We start from the raw sequence: 20,063 nt of genomic DNA, 5'->3' as shown, positions 1-20,063 counted from the left end.
CCGCCGGGCTGAATGAAGATCTGCTGTCTCTCACCCAGGCATGAGCGCGCTCCTCGTCCGCGCCCACGAACGCGCCCAACGCGGCCACGAAGGCGTCCACACGCAAACGCTCCAAGCGTACGGAGACGGGCTGTACGCCGCAAAGTGCGAGGAACTATCGGCCAGCCTCTCTCAGCTTCCCGGCGTTGAGCTGGTCCGTCTCCAGGCGCGGACCGTCGCGGTGGTCGCCGGCCACGTCGTTTACCCCTACTGGTACGCGAAGAAGGACGTGCCCGTGACTGCTGCCAGGCTCCGCACCGCGTCAGGGCTTCGCGCTGACCTCATCCGCAGGCTCGGTCCCGACCCGCGTCAGGGGGAGCTGAATCTCGGCATCGAGCTGCCGGATGAGGACGAGCCTCATGCGGATCTCGCGCGCCTCTCGCCGGACACCAAGCTTGTTCTCGTCGCCTACGCCTGCTCGCTGGCTGACGGTGTGGTCCGCCTGGAATGGGGATTTGCGGAGCTTCGCCGCGAAGATCGATCACTGATCTGGCACCGTCATGAGCCCTTGCCTATCCCGCGGAAGCGCTGACGTGAGGCCTTCTCGCGGGTGACTGCGGTGAGTTCGACCTCGTCGCAAGTCGATCTGGTGACGCTCACTTGCCGCACTGCGAAGGGGCACGCCCTGGTCCCGGCAGCGCACGGTGGCGGGTGATGGCAGAGTGATGGCATCTCAAACGCCATGCTCGCCAGCTGCCTTCTCCGAACGCTGGCAGCCATCGTAGGGTCAGGCTCTCCTTGCTGGAGGTAACCATATGGCTGCTATCCTGACCATGGTCGGATCTACCGGCGATGCGGCTGCCGCGACGCTGGCGGAAAGCAGTTCGGTGCGCGGTGCCCGGGCCGCAACCGCTCAACACGCCATGGCTCCTGGGCCTAGCCTTCGAGGTGCCCTCGACCGGTGGGCGCCGTCGGCAGCGGTGCCGCAGCGGCTTCCGTACCCGCAGGGCCGCGCGCGAGGCGTTGGAGCGCGCTCGCGAGTGCGAGCGCACCGGATTGGATCTCGACGACGACCTTACGGTGGCCGAGTATCTGACCGGTTGGCCGCGGACCAAGTGAGGACGTGCTCAAGCCCCCACCTACGCCCGCTATCGCGACCACGTACACAACGACCTCGTTCCGGCCTTCGGCCGGCTCAGGCTGTCCGACGTGCGTGAGCGGCACATCACCGCCTGGAACGAGGCCGAGCTGGCCCGCGGGCGGGGACGCACCAGCGTCTACCGCGCTGGCGCCACTCTCTCCAGCGCCCTGAACACCGCGGTCCGCACCCGACGGCTGGCTGACAATCCGGCGCGCTACGCCGTCATGCCCCGCCCCGCCGCTCCCGAGCGGATCTGCTGGACCCCGTCGCAGGCCACCGCATTCCTTCGGCAAAACCACGACGCTTACGGCGACCAGCTGGCGGACGCCTTCGAGGTGCTTCTGGGTACCGGGATGCGCCGCGGCGAACTTCTGGGTCTGCACTGGCCCGATGTGCACCTGGCCGAGCGGATACTGCTGGTGCGGTGGAGCCTCACCACCGTAGACAACAACCACCTCCACCTCGGGCACCCCAAGACCAAGGCGAGCCGTAACTGGATCAGCCTCTCCCCTCGGGTCGTCGCCGCGCTCGAGCGGCGAGCTGCGGCCGCGCGGGCGAGTCTGCCGGAGGGCGCCGTGCTCGAAGGGCTCGTGTTCTGCCAGCCGGACGGCGCGCCGCTGCGCCCACAGCAGCTCCTGACCGTGCTACGCCGCAGGTCGGCTGAGATCGGTCTCCCCCGGATCGGGGTCCACGACCTGCGGCACACGGCCGCCAGCATCATGATCAGCTCTGAGGTTCCGCTGGCCGTGGTGTCGAAGACATTGCGGCACTCGACGCTGTCGACCACGGTCAACATCTACGGCCATCTGCTCCCTCACGCCGCGCGCGATGCTGTCACCGCACTGTGCCAGGCGCTCGACGACGCCTCGCCGCCTTCCGCCGCCCCCGACGGCGCAGCGTCAGACCTTCCGGACGCCGCGTAGCTGACAGAACGTCACTAGGGCCATGTGCCCTGCCATTACGTCGCCATCACCGTTCACCCGAACGAGAACAGCGGGCCTGTCATTTCTGACAGACCCGCTGGTCACATACGTCGGGACGACAGGATTTGAACCTGCGACCCCTTGACCCCCAGTCGCCCGGCGATAACCATCGCCGCACGTCAGACGGTAGACAGCCCGCGCTGTTCGTTCACCAAAGGACACCTCAGAGGCAATGGTGACCGACGGGTGGTCCCCGGCAAGTCCCCCGCTTCGATTCCATCGCGGCAACTCGCCAAGACCTCCTCAACTTGCCAATGCCCCCATGCGGTGCTCTTCGGCCTCGATGGAAGAACAGCCGCCACTGCATTGGCAGTGCCGCGCCTGAGTGATGCGGAGAGACTTCCAGGCAAGGGGCGCGGGCCTCGGCAAGCTCGCGGCTGCGATGGTGCCGCACCGACAGGGTGCGGAGGAACCAGGCGAACCTCGCCTCGCGGTTCGCGACCCTCGTGCTGCGATGGTGCCGTACCGACGAGGCGCGAAGGAACCGGCGAGATGATCTCGCGGGAGAGTACGCCATGGGTGCTGCAATGGCGCCTCACCAGCAGGGTGCGGAGGAACCGGCCGGCTACTGCGAGGGGCGCAGTTGCTCGTCCCTGCGATGGCGCCGCACCAGCGAGGTACAGAGGAACGGCGAGGGCCACGACGATCAGAACGCCGCCAGCGCCGCTGCGATGGTGCCGCACCAACAGAAAGCTGCGGAGGGACTACAGACGACCTGACCGAAGGTCGCGGCGCAGTTGTCGCTGCGATGGTGCCACACAAGCGGGGCGCGGAGGAACCGGCACCCGTGCACACACGGGTCATCTGGGTCTCGCTGCGATGGTGCCGCACCGGCGGAGTGCGGAGGAACTTCCGACCGGGCCAGGATTCAGGTCCGACTACGCGCCTCTGCGCTGGTGCCGCAGTGGCATCGCGCGGAGCGGTGAGGCGGCGTGCGCGCCGCCATGACCGCGGTGGTGGCTGCAATGGTGCCGCGTCGGGTTCGTGCAGAGGGGCTCAGTCTGGGTGACGGTGAAGATCCAGGCCAGGGTGCGGTTATGGTGGCACACCAACGGGTGCGGAGGAACCGCAGAGCCGGATGTCGTGCTCCGTGCTGAAGGAGACGTCTCGATGGTGCCGCATCGGCAAGGTACGGAGAATCGACGACCTTGCCCTAGGTCAGCGGCTCCGGAATGTGGCTGTGATGGCGCCGTACCGGGAGGTTTGAAGGAAGTTCGGACGGGTTGTCGGACACGAGGACGGGCCACCAGCTGCGAAGGTGCCGCACCGGTGAGGCGTGGGGCGGCAGGAAGTCGGAGTCGAGTCCGAGTTCGGTGCTGCGATGGTGCCGCACCGGGATGGTGTGGAGAGACCGTCCTCCCGTCCCCGGTGTGCTGGCGGAACTCGCCGCTGCGATGGAGCCGCACGGGTGAAGTGCGGAGGCGCTCTCCGACGAGGAACGGCGCATCTGGCGGTTCGTCGAGCTGCAATGTAACCGCGCCGGTGAAGTGCGGAGGCGCCGGCTGGTCAGCGTAGAACGTCGGGTCGGCTGCCAGACTGCGATGAAGCCGCACCTGTGGGGTCCGGAGGCTCGGTGGGCGCCGAGATCCGGATCAGGCCAAGGAAGTTGCTGCGATGGTGCCGCACCGGGATGGTGCGGAGCGATGCATGTACGAGGGCTGGAACGCCCGCGATGGCTACGAGCTGCGATAGTGCCGCACCAGTTAGGTACGGAGGAACGCAGCGCATGCTCCCAGTTGAGGCCGAGGGGTTGGGAGCTGAGGGGCATCGCATCGGCGAGGCGAGGAGGAACCTGCTGGCAATAGAACAGCATGGACCGCGTCTACATGCCGCGATGGTGTCGCACCAAAAGAGTGCGGAGCAACCCGCCGACCTCACCGAGCTTCACCGTGGCCTCACGCTTGCTGTGATAGCGCCGCACAGGGACAGTGCGGAAGGGCGGCGATCGTCCTGGTGGACGCCGACGAGTGCGCCATGCTGCGATAGTGGCACTGGCCTTGCGGGCGAGTGAAAGTAATCGCTGAGATGGTGCCGCACCGGCGAGGTACGGAGGAACCGTCCGTGCGCAGGCCGTTGCCATCCTGGTCGAGACGCTGCGATGGTGCTGCACAGGTGAAGTGCGGATCATGCGGGCGTGCGCACGATCCTCACCGCTACTGACGGGCTGCGATGGTGTGGCGCCGGGACAGCACGGAAGGATTGGGGCCGACAGGGACTGTCCTCCTCAACACGTTGCTGCGATGGTGCCGCGCAGAGATGGTGCGGAGCGACCGAGGCGCTATCACCCTTCAACGCAAGGAAGCGCAGCTTCGATGGTGTCGCACCGGTGAGGTGCGGAGGCGACCTTGTTCTTGCCACCGGGGGTGCCCAGGTTCAGGCTGCGATGGTGCCGCACCGGCAGGGTACGGAGGGACAGCTACATTCGCGCCACGATCGTCATGACAAGCAAACTGCGATGATGCCTCGCCAGGGTGGTGCGGAGCGACCCGCGCACGGCATCGCCGAGCGGTGCAGGAGCGTGAAGCTGTGACGGTGACGCACCGGTGAGGTGGAGCGGAACCTGGAGACACAGAGGGCCCCGACGATGGCGATGATCGCGCTGCGATGATGCCGTGCCGGTGAGGCTCGGAGGAACGATGACCCCGATCATCTGCACCACGATGTAGGGCGCGCTGCGATGATGCCGCACTGGGATGGTGCGGAGCGACCGCCGTCGTACTCGACGGGCGCCGAACCAGCGAAGTTGCTGCTATGGAGCCGCACAGGTGAAGTCGTGTTCGAGATGAACGCTGCGACGGTGCCGCACCGGGACGGTGCGGAGCGACTCGGCGAGGAGCTGCGCCGTCCAGACCTCGGGCATACTGCGATGGTGCCGTACCGGGGGATGGTGTGGAGCGATTACATCGGCGCCCTGGCTGACATGGTCGGCGGCACGCTGCGATGGTGCTGCACCGGGATGGTGCGGAGCGACCGGGGTGACCGGGCTGGTCGACCTCATAGGTCCGGTCTCTGTGATGGTGCCGCACCAGGGTGGTGCGAAGAGACGGTGACGTGGCAGCAGACCCTGATCGCGGGTGACGTGCTGCGATGCTGCCGCACCGAAAGGGTGCGGGGGGGACACCATGAGGCCCGGCTGCGGGCGCTTGAAGCATGGCGGCTGCGATGGTGCCGCACCGAGTCGGTGCGGAGGGACGGTCCAGCCGCGTGAAGCCGGCCACTTGGCCCTGCTAGCTGCGATGGTGCCGCACCGGGATGGTGCAGAGCGACATCATGGGCCTGCTCGACGGCGTTGATGCGCAGGTAGCTGCGATGGTGCCGCACCGAGGTGGTACGGAGCGACAGCAGGGTCACGGACTCGTTCACCGCGCCCGCGTGGCTGTGATGGTGCCGCGCCGGTGAGGTGCGGAGGAGAGCGCCGTTCTGACGCACCGCCTCGTTCAGCGCGTCGCTGCGCGGTGCCGCACAGGGGCGGCACGGAGGTGTCGCCGTAAAAGCCGTGAACGGTGTCGCCGGGGCAGGACTGCGGTGGTGCCATGGTGACGGTGCGGAGGCGCCTCCTAGTCGGCGTGGAACATCGGGTCGGTCGCCAGGCTGCGATGGTGCCGCACCGAGATGGTGCGGAGCGACCCGGCACGGCGGCATCGGCCTGCTCGGAGGCGACATGCTGCGATGGTGGCGCACCGGGCTGATGCGAAGCGACCTGCTGCCGGTGAGGATGCTCAGGTCGATCGGCACCGGGCTGTGATGGAGCCGCACTGGGAGAGTGCGGAGCGACGACACCCATCAGGGGCGAGCGGAGGGCGGGGCCGGCGCTGCGATGGTGTGGAGCGACGCGTGTTCCCGGTCCTCGACTCCCTGGACGTGCAGGAACTGCGATGGTGCCGCACCGGGCTGGTGCGGAGCGACCTTAATGCGGTCGAGCTGGATCGGGGTGCCCACGCCACTGCGATGGTGCCGCACCAGGGAAATGCGGAGCGACTGGCGATGCTGCCGGGCGGAAACGGGGCCGCCCTGTGGCTGCGATGAAGCCACACCAGGGAGGTACGGAGCGACCGCCGCGCTCGGGTGCGGGTGTTGCCACCGCCCATGCTGCAATAGAGCCGCACCGAAGTCGTGCGGAGGCGCCGCTCTCGACGATCTCGCGCAGGCTGATGGACTTCTTGCTGCGATGGCGCCGCACCAGAGTGGTGCGGCGGCGCCGGCCCGAACGTCCGGGGCTCGAAACGACCAACGAGCCTGTGATGGTGCCGCACTTGGATGGTGCGGAGCGACAGGCGGAGATCGGCAGGCCAGAGCGGTCGGTGACGTTGCTGCGATGATGCCGCACCGGGATGATGCGGGGCGACCCGGGGCGTGCGGTAGTCGAAGCCCACGCGTCCGAGGGTGTGATGGTGCCGCACCAGAGCGGGTGCGGAGGCACCATCGGAGCTCCACGTACCGGTCGATGGATGAGGTGCTGTGATGGTACCGCACCGGGACGATGCGGAGCGACGACCCGCCGCCAAGACCCCCTCCTCAACAGCATCGGGCTGCGATGGTGCCGCGCCAACGTGGTACGGAGCGACGAGGCCGTCTTGGCGTTGCCGCCAGACGGCGAGTCCACGTCCGCGGCCTGCCCGCCTTCTTCCCCACCGGCAACAACGGCTCCAGCCGAGCCCACTGGCCGTCCGTCAGATCCCCTCGCGCCACACCGTGATCATCCCAACCCGAGATCCACTTTCGCAACAGACCCTAGCTTGATCTTTAACCTGTGCGGCGTGGGCGAGGGGTGTTGGACTTCTTCGTCTTCTTCGCTGTTGGCTTCGTCGTGCCTGTCTTGCGGGCTGTGTGGACGTCGTGACGTGGGGTCGGTTGGGAGTTCTTGCGGCCGGGAGGCCGCCCGGGGCCCGGGTGGCTGGGTTTCGGTGCACTGGCCGGGTTGGCGGTGTGCGGGCGGAGGTGCCGGAATCCTCGTCGGACGCGGGCGGGGGTCAGGCGTTCGGGCGGCGCGGGTGTCTCCCAGGGGCGGCGGAGGTCGGCGGCGAGCGGTCGGGCGAGGCGGAGTTGGGTGTAGGCGGCCAGGATCAGCCATGTCCAGCGGTCGGCTGCTTCGGGGGTGCGGATCTTCGGGCGGGTCCAGCCCAGGGTCTGCTTGAAGAGGCGGAAGGTGTGCTCGATGTCGAAGCGGCGAAGGAACACCTGCCAGAGCCGGTCGACGTCTGCGGGGGTGGCGTCGGTGCCGGACCACCACAGCCAGACCGGCTTGGGGATGGCTCCGCTGGGTAGGTGGCCGACCTCCAGTCGGATCACGGTTCCCTCGATGACCGGCAGGGTGCCGGCCTCGGCGGTCCAGGAGGAGCGGTGGGTCAGCTTGGGGTGCAGCCGGTCCCAGGAGCGTGCGGTCGCGGTTCCGTAGAGGCGGGTCTCGGTGACGGTCTGCGCATCGGGGACGCCCCAGGTGTCCGGCTGGCCGAAGACGAACTCGCCGCCGTGCCTTGGCGGGCGGCCCGTGGTGCCGGGGAGTCGGGGTGGGCATGCTCGGCGCAGTCCCCGGTGGCTGCGATGGTGCCGCACCGGGATGGTGCGGAGCGACGGAGCTTGAGCTGCTGGTTTGGCGGTTCGGGGAACCCGTTGCCGTGCCTGCCGGGGCCTTCTTCGGGGCAATCCGGACTTGCTGCTTCGGTGCGGTGGGGTGTTTTCGCGTGTGCTTGTGGTTCCGAAATCGTGGTCGGCCGGGGTCTCGTTCTGTGTGTTGGCGCTGTGGAGTTGTCAAGGATCGGGTGTTGGTGGGGTGGCCGGGGGTGGGGTTCAGGGCCAGAGGTGGCGGCTGGCGGCGAGGGGTCCGTTGGATTGTTTGAGGCCGGTTCGGGGTGCGGCGTAGAGGGCGGTGACGCCGAGGTTGGTCAGCATTCTGGCGTTGCGGTTCGTGCCGGGTTCGGTGGCGCGGACGGCGGGGTGTTCGAGCAGGACGGTCACGTCGGTGGTGGTGAGTGGTGGTGTCCAGGCGGGCCAGCGTAGGGCACCGCGGCTGTCGGTGGTGTCCCAGCTGGTGGCGGCTGGGGTGCGGCCGGTGGCGGTGAGGCGGAAGGTGGCGAGGGCGTGGAGGGCGAGCCAGGTAGGGCCGGGGGCGCCGCGCTGGTAGGCCTTGCCTTCGGAGTTGGTGTGGGCGTCGCCGAGGGAGCGGTGGTCGAAGTTGGCGGAGGCGTAGTCGGGGACGCGGCGCCAGCCGTCCAGGGCCGAGCGGATCTGCCGCGGGTCCTTGTGGCAGCCGAGGACGGCTTTCTGCATCAGGCCGGTGATGGTCATCTGGCCGGCGGCAGCGATCAGCGGGGTGACGGGGGTGCGCCACACTGTGGCGGGTCCCGGCTCTTCCGTGGGCTCCGGGTCGTTCTTGCCGGTCTTGGGTTTGGTGTCTTCGAAGCACATGACGTTGGTCAGGGAGGCGAACCAGCGGGCTTGGCGGTCGCCCGTCTCGCGTTCCGACCGGGCGAGTTCGCGCAGCGTCTGGTGCGCGGTGTCGACGCGCATGCGCAGGGCTTCGTTGGGGGCGGTGGTGCCCTCGCGTGGTCGGGTCAGGAGTCCGGGAACGTGCGGGAAGGAGTCCCAGACTTCCCCCTCCGCGCCGGCCGCATCGGCGTCCTCGCCCTCTCCGCCCTCCGTCTCGGCACAGTCTGCGGGCTCGCTGGCTCCGCGAGCCGTCTTGGCGGGCTTGGGTGGGAGGTGGCTGGTGAGGAGCTCGGTGAGGGTGTCGAGAGTGAGGGGCTGGTCGGTGGTGAGGACGGCTGCGCCGGCCGGGCCCTTCCAGTGGAGGCACGGCTCGGTAGGCAGGGCGGCGGTGGTGAGTTCGAGGATGCCGAGGGCGGCGAGGAAGCCGAGCGGATCATCGGAACGGAGTGCGGTGAGTTCGAGCTGATGCATGGTCAGCTGCCTTCTTCGGAGCAGGCGATGTCAGCGAGGCGCAGGACCGATTCGAGGATGGCCAGGCCCCAGAAGCCGTAGCGCCGGTTGAGGTCACGGAAGCGGCGTGGGCCGTCCCAGTCGGTGCCGATCACGGTGCTGGAGACGGTGATGGTGGTGTCGTCGGGCATGGTGCACTCGACGAGGACCGGCTCGGGGTCGGCGAACGCGGGCAGCATCGGGCGGGCGTAGCCGTGGTGGGCGGCGACGAGGTGGGTGACGAGGTCGTGGTCGAGGCCTTGGACGGCGGCGGGGTTGGTGGCGAGCCAGGTCTGGACGGCGGCGGCGCTGAGGGCTTCGTGGCGCAGGTCCTTGGACCAGTTGGCCTGGTGGGCGGCGCGTCGGCGGGCGGCGCGGTCCGCGGGGTCCATACGGGACTTGGCGAGGGGCTCGGGCAGGGACTCGGCGAGCAGGCGGTCGCCCGAGCAGAGCATGCACTGGAACCGCGGGTGGTCCTTCCCACAGTCGTGGGCCCTGGCCGCCAGCACGACAGCGTCGACCAGGTCCTCGGGCAGCCCGACGGCCTGGGCGAAGACGCGGGCGCGTTCGCCGACGGCCTCATGGTGGCGCTTGAGGGTGACGGTACGGGTGAGGCTGCTGCTGTCCGGATCCTCGTCGTCCACGGCGATCCGGTAGCGGCCGGCGTCGGCGAGCCGGGGCGGGACGAGGGCGATCCGGCCCGGACCACCGTGGTCGATCAGCGCCACCCCGGTCGCAGCCGACCGTCCGGTGCGCCATTCGGCGACCTCCAGCAGGGTCTCCAGGCGCCGGCGCAGCGCCGGGGTGTGTCGGGCGTGGCCGTCTGCTGGAGTGTCGGTGGGCAGGGCGGCGAGCAGGCTGGTGATCGCGGTGTGGACCGCGTCGGTCGTGCTCAAGGCGTCCAGGTCGTCGGGGTCTGCAGTGAGGTCGGTGAGGGCCTGTTTGACGATCGGGGTGAACTGCTCGGGGGCTGTGCCGGTGGTGCTGGCCAGGACGACGGGGTCGAGGCGTAGCGGGGTGCGGGTGTTGTCGGTGGGGTGGTCGCCGAGGTCGGGGACGGGGGTGTCGGGGTCGGCGGTCCAGCCGTAGGCGTCGTGGCCGCCGGCGGTGGTGGGCAGGACGAGGGTGGCCCCGGGCTGGAGGTCTTGGATGAGGCGTGGGGTGGTCCAGGTTCCGTCGGTCTCGCGTTGGAGGACGGTGGTGCGCAGACGGGTGGGTAGGTTGCGGGGTTCGGGGGTGGTGTCGGCGTCGGGGCCTTCGAGGTCGCTGGTGTCGGGGGTCGCACGGGGTTGGGTGAGGAATCGGCGTACCGCGGCGAGGGGCAGGGCGAGGGTTTCGGCGGTGTGGACCGGGGCGGTGCGGATGTGTTCGGCGAGGGTCTCGGGGTCGGTGGCGTCGGTGGGGAGGTCGGCGCGCCACAGGAGTTGGACTTCGGGCTGGCCGGTGTCGAGGCCGTGGAGGAAGGGGGCGGGCGATTCGTCGGGGACGGGGATAGGGCTGGTGCGGGCGAAGGCGCCCAGCCGCATCTGCTCGACTGGGGGGATGTGTTCGCCGGCCCTGGTGAGCGGTGCGGTGTCGGTGCCGTCGAGCAGGCCGGCCAGGGTGGCGGGGTTGAGGACCAGGCTGTCGAGGAGGTGGGGGGTCAGCTCTGCAGGATCCCGGCTGTCGTGGGTGGGGGCGTGCTGAGTGAGCCATTGCCAGGTGTGGGCGGCTGCCGGCCCGTAGACGGGGATGCGGTCGGGCTCCTCGGGGTTGTGGGTGCGTACGAGGATCGCGGGCACGGGGCCGAGTTCGCCTCGGCGGTCGAGGCGCCCGAGGCGCTGCAGGGCGGACGCCCAGTCGCCGCATTCGCTGACCATCGCCCCGAAGGTGCAGTCGATCCCCACTTCGAGGGTCTGTGTACTGATCACGACAACGGGGCGTTCGCGGTGCGGGTCGATGCCGGTAAGGAGTTCGGCCAGCGGGCCGGTGACGAGCAGGTCGCGCTCCGCGGGACGGCAGCGCCCGGTCAGCAGCAGCACGTCCACGTCGGTGCGCCGGGCCAGCGCTTCGTGGGCGGCGCGGGCGTGGGTGATGGTGTTGGCGATCACCGCGACCGCGGGCAACCGCAGGAGGGACAGGACGGCGTCCAGGCCGGTCTCGGCCGCCAGGGCGAACGCCTCCGCGGGCTTCTTAGACCAGCCGCTGGCGTCCAGCAGCGTCACGTGGCGCTTGGCCGCGATCCGGCGCCCAGCGATCGGATGGTTGCGGTCGTCTTCACCGATTCCCAGCCGAGAACGGCCGCTGGTGGCACTGGTTGCAGACAGGCTCACCACCCGAAGCGCCCGGTTCGCCAACTCATTGCGCACCGCCGTCTGCTGGTACAGCGCGGTGTCGGCAGCGGTCGCGAGCAAGGCCTTCGACAGGTGGGCCTCGTCCAGGGCCAACAGGGCGTCGTGCCCGGTCAGGGCGGCATCGATCGGAGCACGCTGCGGGGATGTGTGGTAACCGCGGAACAGCAGGCGGCTGCCGAACTGATCCACCGTCGACGTCACCACCAACGGCTGAGCCGGGCTGCGCACCCAGTTCGACTCCCACCGAGTGCCACCGCGCATCCGCACCACCTCCAGCGGCAACGCCCCGCCACCGAGGTCACGCAACGATGCGGCCACCTTCGCCCGCACCGAGCCGGCCGGCGCCCCGGCGAGCGCCGCGGCCAGCTCGACAGAGTGTTGGTGGGCCTGGTCGACCACCAGGCGCCGGTCGACGCAGAAGAACAGCCGCAGCGGCACCTTCCGGTGCTCGCGGCCCAGTTCCTTTTGTCGATGGCGGGCGTGCTGCTGGGCGAGGAGGAAGAGCCAGATGTCGATGAACGTCGTCTTGCCCAGCGCGGTGGGGACGTCGAGGTCAGGCCAGTCCGCCCCGTCGGCCACGGCGTCCAGGTAGGCGCTCTGCCACGGGAACGGCGCCCAGCCCCCGCACCCATCACACGTCACAGTTGTGGCCCCATCGGGGCAGTGGGTGTGGTGGTGGACCTCCCGGAAGAAGGCGGGGAACTCGGCCGTCTCGATCGCTGGCGGCCACTCGGTGCCCGTCACTGGTCGCCCTCCTGAAAGTGCGGCTCCGGGCGGCACAGGCCCAGGCCGAAGTTCTTCTTGCTGCCCAACACCACCGGCCCCGTCACCGGCACCGGGAAGATCAGACGCACATGGCAGCTCGGCAGCGGCCTCTCCCCGTCCTTGCGACGGACCGGGAACCCGTGCACGCCGCGCGCACCGGGCACGAGGCCGGCGCGCGGGCTCACCTGCACCCGCGCGGGTTCGGGCAGCCCGGCCGCGACGCAGCTGGCCACGACCGAGTCCGCCCACGCGGCCTCCTCGTACCTCTTGGGGAAGCGGTCGAGGACCATCGGCAGCACCGTGGCCCACACCGTCGATGGCCCCTGCCACGTCCCCGGCTGGATGGTCTGCGGCCACCGGTCGTGGTCGGCGGGACTGACCCTCACCAGGTCCAGCGGCTCCCCGTCCGCGAACCGGATCCAGCGCAAGCCCCCGTCATTTCGAAGGAGGGCCGCGAGCAGTGCCTTACGGTCCTGTTGCGGCATCTCGCGGGGCAGGGCGATGCCGAGTCCGCGAAGCATCCCGTCGGCGTGGCGGTGGCTGGCGAACGGCAGCGCGAGGTAGGCGACCGGTCGCGGGTCGTCCGGGCTGTTCTTGTGGCCGTGGACCGTGGTCATCGCCGGAACGTCGTGGCCCATCGCCTCCAACGTGCCCATCACCGTGATCCGCAGGCTGCCGGTCAGCTCCAGCGTCCACCGCGGGTCCAGCGCCACGCCCGGGGCGAATGAGAACGTCAGCAGGTCACCGAACGGGCCCTCCGTCACCAACCTTTCGGGCCCCTCGGTGTGATCAGGGTCGAGGTAGTGGTGGGTGACCGACTGGCTCCAGGACGGCCGCTGCTCTTCGAACGCCTCCTCCAGCCACGCCAGATAGCCGCGGTAGGGGATCCGGATCGGCCGCGAGCCCTTCGGGTGCTCCCCGCTCGCGGCAGGCCTCCAGCTCTGCCGTCCATCCGCGTCACCGGGTTCGTCGGGGCCGCACCAGGCATCCAGCAGCCCGGCGCCGGTCGATCGCCCGAAGTACGGCACCCGGCTCGCGAGTTCCTTCAACACCGGGGCGAGCTCGTCCCCCGGCTCCGCAGTCCAGCTGAACACCATCCGCGAACCCGACAGCGTCTTCTGCGCCCACGCGCGCGGCACCCCGCCGGCAGTGCGTCCCGGCAGCAGGCCGTGGGTCACATTCTTCGGGTCCACGATGTTGGTCACCACCCACGCCGCGCGCGGGTGCTCCGCCTCCATCGGCCTGGCCGGCACCGTGACCACGGGTGGCTCCTGCGCCTCCAGCCAGGTCAGCGCCATCCGGTGCGCGGCATCGTCGAGGTCGGCATTGTCGACCAGGGCGCAGAACAAGCGGGCCGGGTGGGGCGGCCACTCCGCGCGCTCGCCGTCCATCGCGGTCGCCTGGTAGAGCGGCTCCAGCAGCTCCACCGAGATGTGGAAGGGCATGACGCTTTACTCGCCTTCCGCCTCGCCGATGCCCTCCAGGCGGAAGGAGCGCTCGATCGCCTGCTGCACCTGCGTGTTCGGCCGCAGCCGCACCGGCTCCTCCGACCACACCAGGCCAGCCTCCTCGGCCCGCAAGCGCGCGAACTCAAACAGCTCCAGCGCCTGCGCCGCCGTGTCCAGCTCCAGCGGCTCCGTCACCGCCACGCCCTCGCGCCCGCGGCCAACCCACTCGATCCGCTCCGACACCAGCAACAGGTCGCAGCCCGACCGCAGCCGAACCGCCGGCGCCGCGAACGCCAGCCGGTCCCCCAGCAGCGCCAGCGCCGCCAGCAGGGCCCTCGCCGCCCGCACGTACTCCTTCGGTGCGTCACCGAAGCGCAGCCCCCGCAGGCCCGCCATGGCCAGCGTCGCGTTCCGCTCGATCGCCCGAACCGTCACCCCGCCCATGCCCTCGACCGGCGGGATCATGCCGTGCCCGACCGCCGACGCCTTGAGCGTCTTCCCCTTGCCGCCCTTCTTGCCCGTGCCGTCGACCGGCCTCCAGCCGTCGGCGGTCAGCTCCACGTTGTCTCCGGGGAAGTTCCACTTGTCGAAGCGCCCCGCCGCCCTCTTCCCGGACAGCGGATCCAGACCCACTAGCTCCGAGGTGTAGGTGCGCGGCACCTTCAGCTGCACGCGGCGCTTGCGGTGCGAGTCCCAGAGGCCGAACACCAGGTCCGACGGCGCCGACTTCAGGAAAGCCCGCACGTCTCCGGTCCCGGTATCGCGAAGCGCCCGGCCCGTGTCCGTCTCGTCGAACTTCACACCGGACTCGTCCAACGCGTCCCGGAAGTACGCGTCGCGGGAACGGTGTGGCGCATCCAGATTCGTCATCCGAAGCGCCCGGCCTTCCGCGGTCACGTGCAGCGCCAGGTGCGGCACCACCGCATGCCCCAGGTCGACGGCCTCCAACAGGGCCGTCTCACAGCGGTTCGCCTGCGACTGCCGCTGATCCAGCAGCACGACCCTCGTGCGATGCCCGCCGACCCACCGGTCCTCGAACAACTGGCCCGGACCGTCGCTCTCCTTGAGCTTCACCGTCGGCGGCGCCACCGGCGCCCCCATACCGGCCACCGGCTCGTACTGGGCCACGACCCGGATCGCACCGTCCGCCGACAGCCCACTCGCCGCCCCGGCCAGCCGCTCGTACAACGCTTCCATGAAAACCCTCCTCGGACAGAACCTCTTGAACAGTTCGCATCGAAGCAGCCGCCACCGACAGCCATCACCCGTTTGAGTGACAGATCGTCAAAACTTCTTTGATAAAGTCGAATTGGACTAGAATGCGCCGCGCGGTGGCTGGCGGCAGCCATGTCTGACGGGCCTCACGTTGCCAACACCGCACCGATTCACACCAGTTGACCTCCGGAACCACCTACAACTCAAGGAGTAGCGGCCAGGATCGAGAGATCAGGCGCCCTCGAAGCAGGGTGCATAGCCCTGGTGGAGGCGGCACTGCATATCCGCGTCGCGACTCCGTCCCGGCAAAGCAGAAACACGCTTCGGGAACCGATGCCTGGTCGCTCTGGGGGTGCGCATCAGCAGTCTGGCACCGTGCGGGCGCACAGCCAGAACCTTCAGTCGCCCGGCGGTGTGCGCTCCGGCCTGCTATGCATTGAACGGAACGCGTTGTCCGTGCGGAAGAACTATCGCTGCGCGCGTCGATCTGCCTGGTGCGGTCCCCGCCCCATCTCCCCTACTTCACTTCTCCCGTGCCAGCCAGGCGGTGTCGTAGCGGGCAGAGAGTTCCTGCGAGGTCAGACGGCAGGTCTCGGAGAAGACATGGTCTCCAACTTCGAACACGTTCCCTGACGGAGGGCGTCGCCGAGGACGCCCGCACTCTTGCGGCTTCGACCGAGTGGCCGCCCTTCACCACCCCGCCGGGCTCCGTTGGATCCTCAACCCGGCCCGCTGGGAACAAGGTCAAGCAATGCGCCTGCAAGCATAGTTGGTGCGTTTGACCGTGGCCGCTCCCCAGTGGCGCTGACAAGACTGGCAATCAGGCGGCACTGGCCCACCGGGTCAGCAGATCGCCCAACCTTCGCAGCCTGGGCGTGCTAACGTGACAGACAGTCATACGGTCCGCCGGGCTTCCGATGTTTGGACATGCCCCCACCCGTAACGGAGTTCCTTCATGCTGCCCTCGCGCATGCCCGCGAGCGCTTCGGCTATGTCCGGACGCGCCGCGCCAGACCAGGTCCTGCCCTGCGCCCCTTGTGTGACACAGCCACAGGTGTTCTCTTCCCGCCTTCGGAAGATTTGAGCGGTGAGCTGTGGCGCGGGCTAGGTCCGTGCGCCAGCTCTGGCAACCCGGCATCATGCATCGCCCACGTTCGGCGCCGCTGGGCGCCTACACGCGCGGCCTCTCCTAAGGACTTCCGTGCTGTCCGTCTACACTGCCATTGGCTCTTCCCTCCTCGCTGTCTCGACGATCGTCCGCGTCATCGTCCGGGCTCGACTGACCCGGCAGATCGCCAGCGAGGCACTCGCCAACTCCGATCCCAAGGACAGGCCTGAGATCCTCAAGGCCCTTCCCAAATGAACGAAGCTGCTCCCCCATCATCCATTTTGTTACTGTCTCCCAGCCGGCCAGTCCACGAAGCCTGCCCCAGTAGCAAGGAGGAGAAAAGTGCTATATCGCGGTCCCGCATCCCTCCTGGCTGCGCAGGCCCTCTCTGGGAATCTCGCGTCAGCAGTCGAGCAGGGCTCACTGCTCCTCCGCGGGCACCAGCCGAGTCAGGCCGAGAGGCGCATGTGGAAGCGCGGGCTACCAAGGGTTCTAAGCGTTCTCCTGGAAGCCGGTCTCGGCCAGGTTGAGGTGTTGGTTGACTATGACCTCCCCTTCACTAACCGGTCAGCCGACCTCGTGCTGGCAGGAATTCATCCGGTAACGGGGGATCCATCCTACGTAGTTGTTGAAGTGAAGCTGTGGTCGCAAGTCGAGCCTGATGGCGAGATCCCGCACCTGTGCCGAGTCCCCGGCCTCGCGCGTCCTCTACTCAACCCGATCGAGCAGGTGCGCGGCTACTGCTCGTATCTGGCGTCGTACAACGCGGCGCTAGCCGACTGTCCTGAGCGGATCTCGGGTGTTGCATTCCTTCCCTACATCGCGGAGTTCGCGCCTGAGGAAGCTCTCGCGGTAAGCCCGAGCTCCAACGTCGCGATGTTTACTGGGGGGCAGCGACCGAGCTTCATTCACCTTCTGTGCTCGCTACTAGCCCCAGCAGACGGTGCCGAGGCAGCTGATCTTCTTCTGTCTGCGAAGACTCGGCCAACACCACAGCTCGTGTCGGTAGCTGCCGCCGAGGTACGCGAGCGTGAGCAGTTCGTCCTGCTGGACGAACAGCGGGTTGCGTGTGAGGTGGTGCTGCACGCCGTGCGGCAGGCCCAGCAGACTGATCGCAAGGAAGTGGTTGTGATCACTGGCGATCCGGGCACCGGGAAGAGCGTCATCGCGCTGTCGCTCCTGGGCGATATGTACAGGCATGGTGTTGCGGCTCTCCACGCGACCGGATCCAGCTCCTTCACCACCACGATGCGTCGGACGGCTGCAGCGCGAAAGCGTCAAGTGCAGGAGCTGTTCAAGTACTTCAACAGCTTCATGACCGCCGAGCATAACGGACTCGACCTTCTGATCTGCGACGAGGCACATCGCATCAGGGAGACGTCCGCGAACCGCTACACACGCGCGGCCCAGCGCACGGGAAAGTCCCAGATCGAGGAACTGATCGACGCCGCCCGAGTACCGGTGTTTCTGCTAGACGAGAACCAGATCGTCCGGCCGGGCGAGATGGGCACAGTGGACCTGATCCGCGCCGCCGCCGCCGCAAAGGGCCTGGATTGCCAAGTGATCGAACTAGGCAGCCAGTTTCGCGGTGGAGGTAGCGACGCCTACCTGTACTGGGTGGTGCGACTGCTCGGGCTGGAGCCAGGTGGCCCTGTGGAATGGGAGCCCGACGGCAAGGTAACCCTGGAGGTGGTCGACAGTCCCCAGGAGCTGGAGGCGTTCCTCGACGCCCGGCGCGGGGAGGGGTACGGCGCCCGCATGTCCGCCGGCTACTGCTGGAAGTGGACCACGAAGGTCGCCCCAGGAAACCAGCTCCCCCTTGACGTGCGCATCGGCGACTGGGCCCGGCCGTGGAACGTCTACGGCGACCGCTCGGTCGCCGGCGCCCCGCCCGCAGCACTGTGGGCCACTGACCCGGCCGGCTTCGGCCAGGTCGGCTGCGTGTACACCGCCCAGGGCTTCGAGTACGACTGGAGCGGCGTCATCCTCGGGCCGGACCTCGTCTGGCGCACCGACCGATGGGTCACCGACCGGACGGCGTCCAAGGACCCCGTCTTCCGCAAGTCCACCACCGACGCCGACATCGACCGGCTGATCCGCAACACCTACAAGGTGCTGCTGACGCGAGGAATGATCGGCACGGTCGTGTACTCGACGGACCCGGAGACGCGCACCAAACTGCGGGAGCTGGTCACCGGGCAGCAGGCAGGACGGATCGCGGTGGAGCACGGCCGCCGCGGCTGATGACCACTCGCTGATTCCAGGCGAGGCATACGGTGCCGTCCAGGCTGCACGGTCGGGAACGGGCCACCCGGAATGGGAGTCGAACGGAGCACGGTCGCTGATGGGCCGGCGACCGTGCATCCTCTGTCAGCCCGTATACGCCGGGGTCAGGGGCTCCCGGGCCTCACCCCGGAAGACCTGTTCGGCGTGCCCCTGCCGGTGCCGGCCCGCGACCGGAGGAACCCCTGCTTGCGGGCCGATGACCGGCCGTCCGGCCAAAGCGAGCACATGCTGCCTGCTGGCATCGCTGCGCCCGACGAAGCGCCGCGAAACGCGTATCCGGCGGCCCTCCCCCAGGCCCAGGACGCCCTTGTCGAAGAGCTTGTGGTGCAGCGAACACAGACACAGGCCGTTGTCGACCTCGTCCGGCCCGTCGTACGACCACCAGCGCACGTGCGCCGCCTCCAGGCCGACTGTGCTCGCGCCCAGCATGCCGTCGTAGCCGCAGAAGGCGCACTGGAACTCATAGGCGGTCAGAACGAGTTCACGCATCCGCCGGTCCCGCTGCCGTCGCGCCGCCCGCTCCCTCCCACCCGGGCCGCTACCGGTCGCATCCTCGGTCCCGACCATGTCCAGGTCGAGGCCGACGGCTTCGCACAGGTCGGCGTGCAGTGACGGCGGGAAGTGGAAGTCCAGGAGCACCCGCGCCAGACGGCCCAGCATCGCCGGCTCCTTCCGCAGAGCCGTTCGCAACTCGGGCGCGAGCCTTCCGGTCGCGCCGCTGGCACGGAGGACCCGAACCCCACTTCCAGGGCTCCCAGGCCCTTGGTCGGTCCTGACCTCCCATACGCCGTCACTGACCAGATGATGGAATGGGTACGCAGGGGTCGTCGGATGGGACGGCCCGTACTCTTCGAGCAGCCGCTTCAGCTCCTCCTCGACAGCGCTGTACCTCAGTTCACCGTCGGCATCGCGCTGGAAGCTGCCCAGCGCGTACAGCAGCAGCAACGGTTTGTGCGGCGCCCGAACGTCGTTGTTCGTCCACCGTCGTAGCTTCGCTACCCGCTCCAGCCAGTCCATGGCCGCCTAGCGTATTCCGGGACACCGACACCACCTGAGCCGCAAACCTCCAAGCAGGACATCATCCTGGCGTCGGCGTCGCACAGGAGATGCGGCCCCGAACCGATCGCGCAGTCCCACCGCCCCATCCCCAGCCTCACCACGTAACACTTCCTGCTCCGTGCACCCTGAGATCCCCCAATGCGCCCTTGATCCACCGTGCCGATCAGCGGACTGTCAGACCCTGAAGTTGGTCATAGGACGATCGATCGGGGGATTCTCATGTCAGACGCGCACTCCGCCGCCAGTCCGTGGGCACGCACCGTCTTCGGCCCCCTCGCCACCGAGGTCACAGCAATCGTGCCCGCATGCCTTGTCCGAGCCCACGAACGTGCCCAAGGCGGCCACGAAGGCGTCCACACGCAGACGCTCGAAGCGTACGGACACGGGCTCTACGCCGCACAGTACGAGGAACTATCGGCTGGCCTCTCGCAGCTTCCGGGCGTTGAGCTGGTGCGCCTCCAGGCGCGGACCGTCGCAGTGATCGCCGGCCATGTCATCTACCCCTACCGGTACGCAAAGAAGGACGTGCCCGTGACTACTGCCAGGCTCCGCAGCGCGTCAGGGCTCCGTGCTGACCTCATTCGCAGGCACGGTCCCGACCCGCGTCAGGGAGAGCTGGATCTCGGCATCGAACTGCCGGATGACGACGAGCCTCATGCGGATCTCGCGCGCCTCTCGCCGGACACCAAACTTGTTCTCGTCGCCTACGCCTGCTCACTGGCTGAAGGCGTGGTCCGCCTGGAATGGGGATCTGCGGAGCTTCGCCGCGAAGATCGATCACTGATCTGGCACCGCCATGAGTCCCTGCCTATCCCGCGGCAGCGCTGACGC

General features: G+C 68.7%; 11 protein-coding genes and 1 pseudogene. 6 read left to right on the top strand and 6 right to left on the bottom strand.

The window, feature by feature from the left end; translation table 11 throughout:
• Positions 1–40 precede the first annotated feature (40 nt).
• From ACIO5E_RS29160 to ACIO5E_RS29150, 3 genes are all read left to right on the top strand, one after another.
• A complete protein-coding gene (locus ACIO5E_RS29160) occupies positions 41–571 on the top strand; it encodes a hypothetical protein (RefSeq protein WP_400673436.1) in 531 nt (176 codons plus the stop codon).
• A gap of 617 nt (positions 572–1,188) precedes the next feature.
• The gene (locus ACIO5E_RS29155; RefSeq protein ID WP_400673433.1) at positions 1,189–2,043 is read left to right on the top strand and encodes a tyrosine-type recombinase/integrase; all 855 of its coding nucleotides are present in this window, start codon (positions 1,189–1,191) and stop codon (positions 2,041–2,043) included.
• Positions 2,044–5,937: 3,894 nt separating this feature from the next.
• On the top strand, positions 5,938–6,129 hold the full coding sequence (locus ACIO5E_RS29150) for a hypothetical protein (protein WP_400673431.1): 192 nt from the start codon (positions 5,938–5,940) through the stop codon (positions 6,127–6,129).
• Between the two features lie 717 nt (positions 6,130–6,846).
• Here the strand turns inward: ACIO5E_RS29150 and ACIO5E_RS29145 are convergent.
• The 5 genes and pseudogenes from ACIO5E_RS29145 to cas7u all read right to left on the bottom strand — a co-directional run.
• A pseudogene (locus ACIO5E_RS29145) lies at positions 6,847–7,671 on the bottom strand (transposase); the annotation flags it as partial.
• Between the two features lie 219 nt (positions 7,672–7,890).
• A complete protein-coding gene (locus ACIO5E_RS29140; RefSeq protein WP_400673428.1) occupies positions 7,891–9,000 on the bottom strand; it encodes a hypothetical protein in 1,110 nt (369 codons plus the stop codon).
• 2 nt (positions 9,001–9,002) lie between these two features.
• The gene (gene cas3u, locus ACIO5E_RS29135) at positions 9,003–12,095 is read right to left on the bottom strand and encodes a type I-U CRISPR-associated helicase/endonuclease Cas3 (RefSeq protein ID WP_400673426.1); all 3,093 of its coding nucleotides are present in this window, start codon (positions 12,093–12,095) and stop codon (positions 9,003–9,005) included.
• On the bottom strand, positions 12,092–13,561 hold the full coding sequence (gene csb2 / locus ACIO5E_RS29130) for a type I-U CRISPR-associated protein Csb2 (RefSeq protein WP_400673424.1): 1,470 nt from the start codon (positions 13,559–13,561) through the stop codon (positions 12,092–12,094). The genes cas3u and csb2 overlap by 4 nt, the downstream gene beginning before the upstream one ends.
• Before the next feature lie 6 nt (positions 13,562–13,567).
• Entirely contained in the window at positions 13,568–14,761 is a 1,194-nt protein-coding gene (cas7u, locus tag ACIO5E_RS29125; RefSeq protein WP_400673421.1) for a type I-U CRISPR-associated RAMP protein Csb1/Cas7u, read from the bottom strand.
• 1,219 nt (positions 14,762–15,980) lie between these two features.
• Between cas7u and ACIO5E_RS29120 the strand changes: the two genes are divergently transcribed.
• Positions 15,981–16,142 (top strand): hypothetical protein, encoded by a 162-nt coding sequence (locus tag ACIO5E_RS29120; RefSeq protein WP_388049422.1) that lies wholly within the window; start codon positions 15,981–15,983, stop codon positions 16,140–16,142.
• 87 nt (positions 16,143–16,229) lie between these two features.
• Positions 16,230–18,131: a DNA/RNA helicase domain-containing protein gene (locus tag ACIO5E_RS29115; protein WP_400673418.1), complete on the top strand. Its 1,902-nt coding sequence runs from the start codon at positions 16,230–16,232 to the stop codon at positions 18,129–18,131.
• Between the two features lie 126 nt (positions 18,132–18,257).
• Here the strand turns inward: ACIO5E_RS29115 and ACIO5E_RS29110 are convergent, their stop codons facing one another.
• Positions 18,258–19,190 (bottom strand): phosphorothioated DNA-binding restriction endonuclease, encoded by a 933-nt coding sequence (locus ACIO5E_RS29110; protein ID WP_400673415.1) that lies wholly within the window; start codon positions 19,188–19,190, stop codon positions 18,258–18,260.
• A 261-nt stretch (positions 19,191–19,451) separates the two neighbouring features.
• Here ACIO5E_RS29110 and ACIO5E_RS29105 point away from each other — a divergent pair, with 261 nt between their 5' ends.
• Positions 19,452–20,060, top strand: a complete 609-nt coding sequence (locus ACIO5E_RS29105; RefSeq protein ID WP_400673412.1) for a hypothetical protein — start codon at positions 19,452–19,454, stop codon at positions 20,058–20,060.
• The last annotated feature ends 3 nt before the right edge of the window (positions 20,061–20,063 follow it).

Source organism: Kitasatospora sp. NPDC087314 (assembly GCF_044744365.1).
Taxonomy (GTDB): Bacteria; Actinomycetota; Actinomycetes; order Streptomycetales; family Streptomycetaceae; genus Kitasatospora.
The sequence above is the reverse complement of the archived record's forward strand: the minus strand, read 5'-3'. Positions and strand labels throughout refer to the sequence as shown.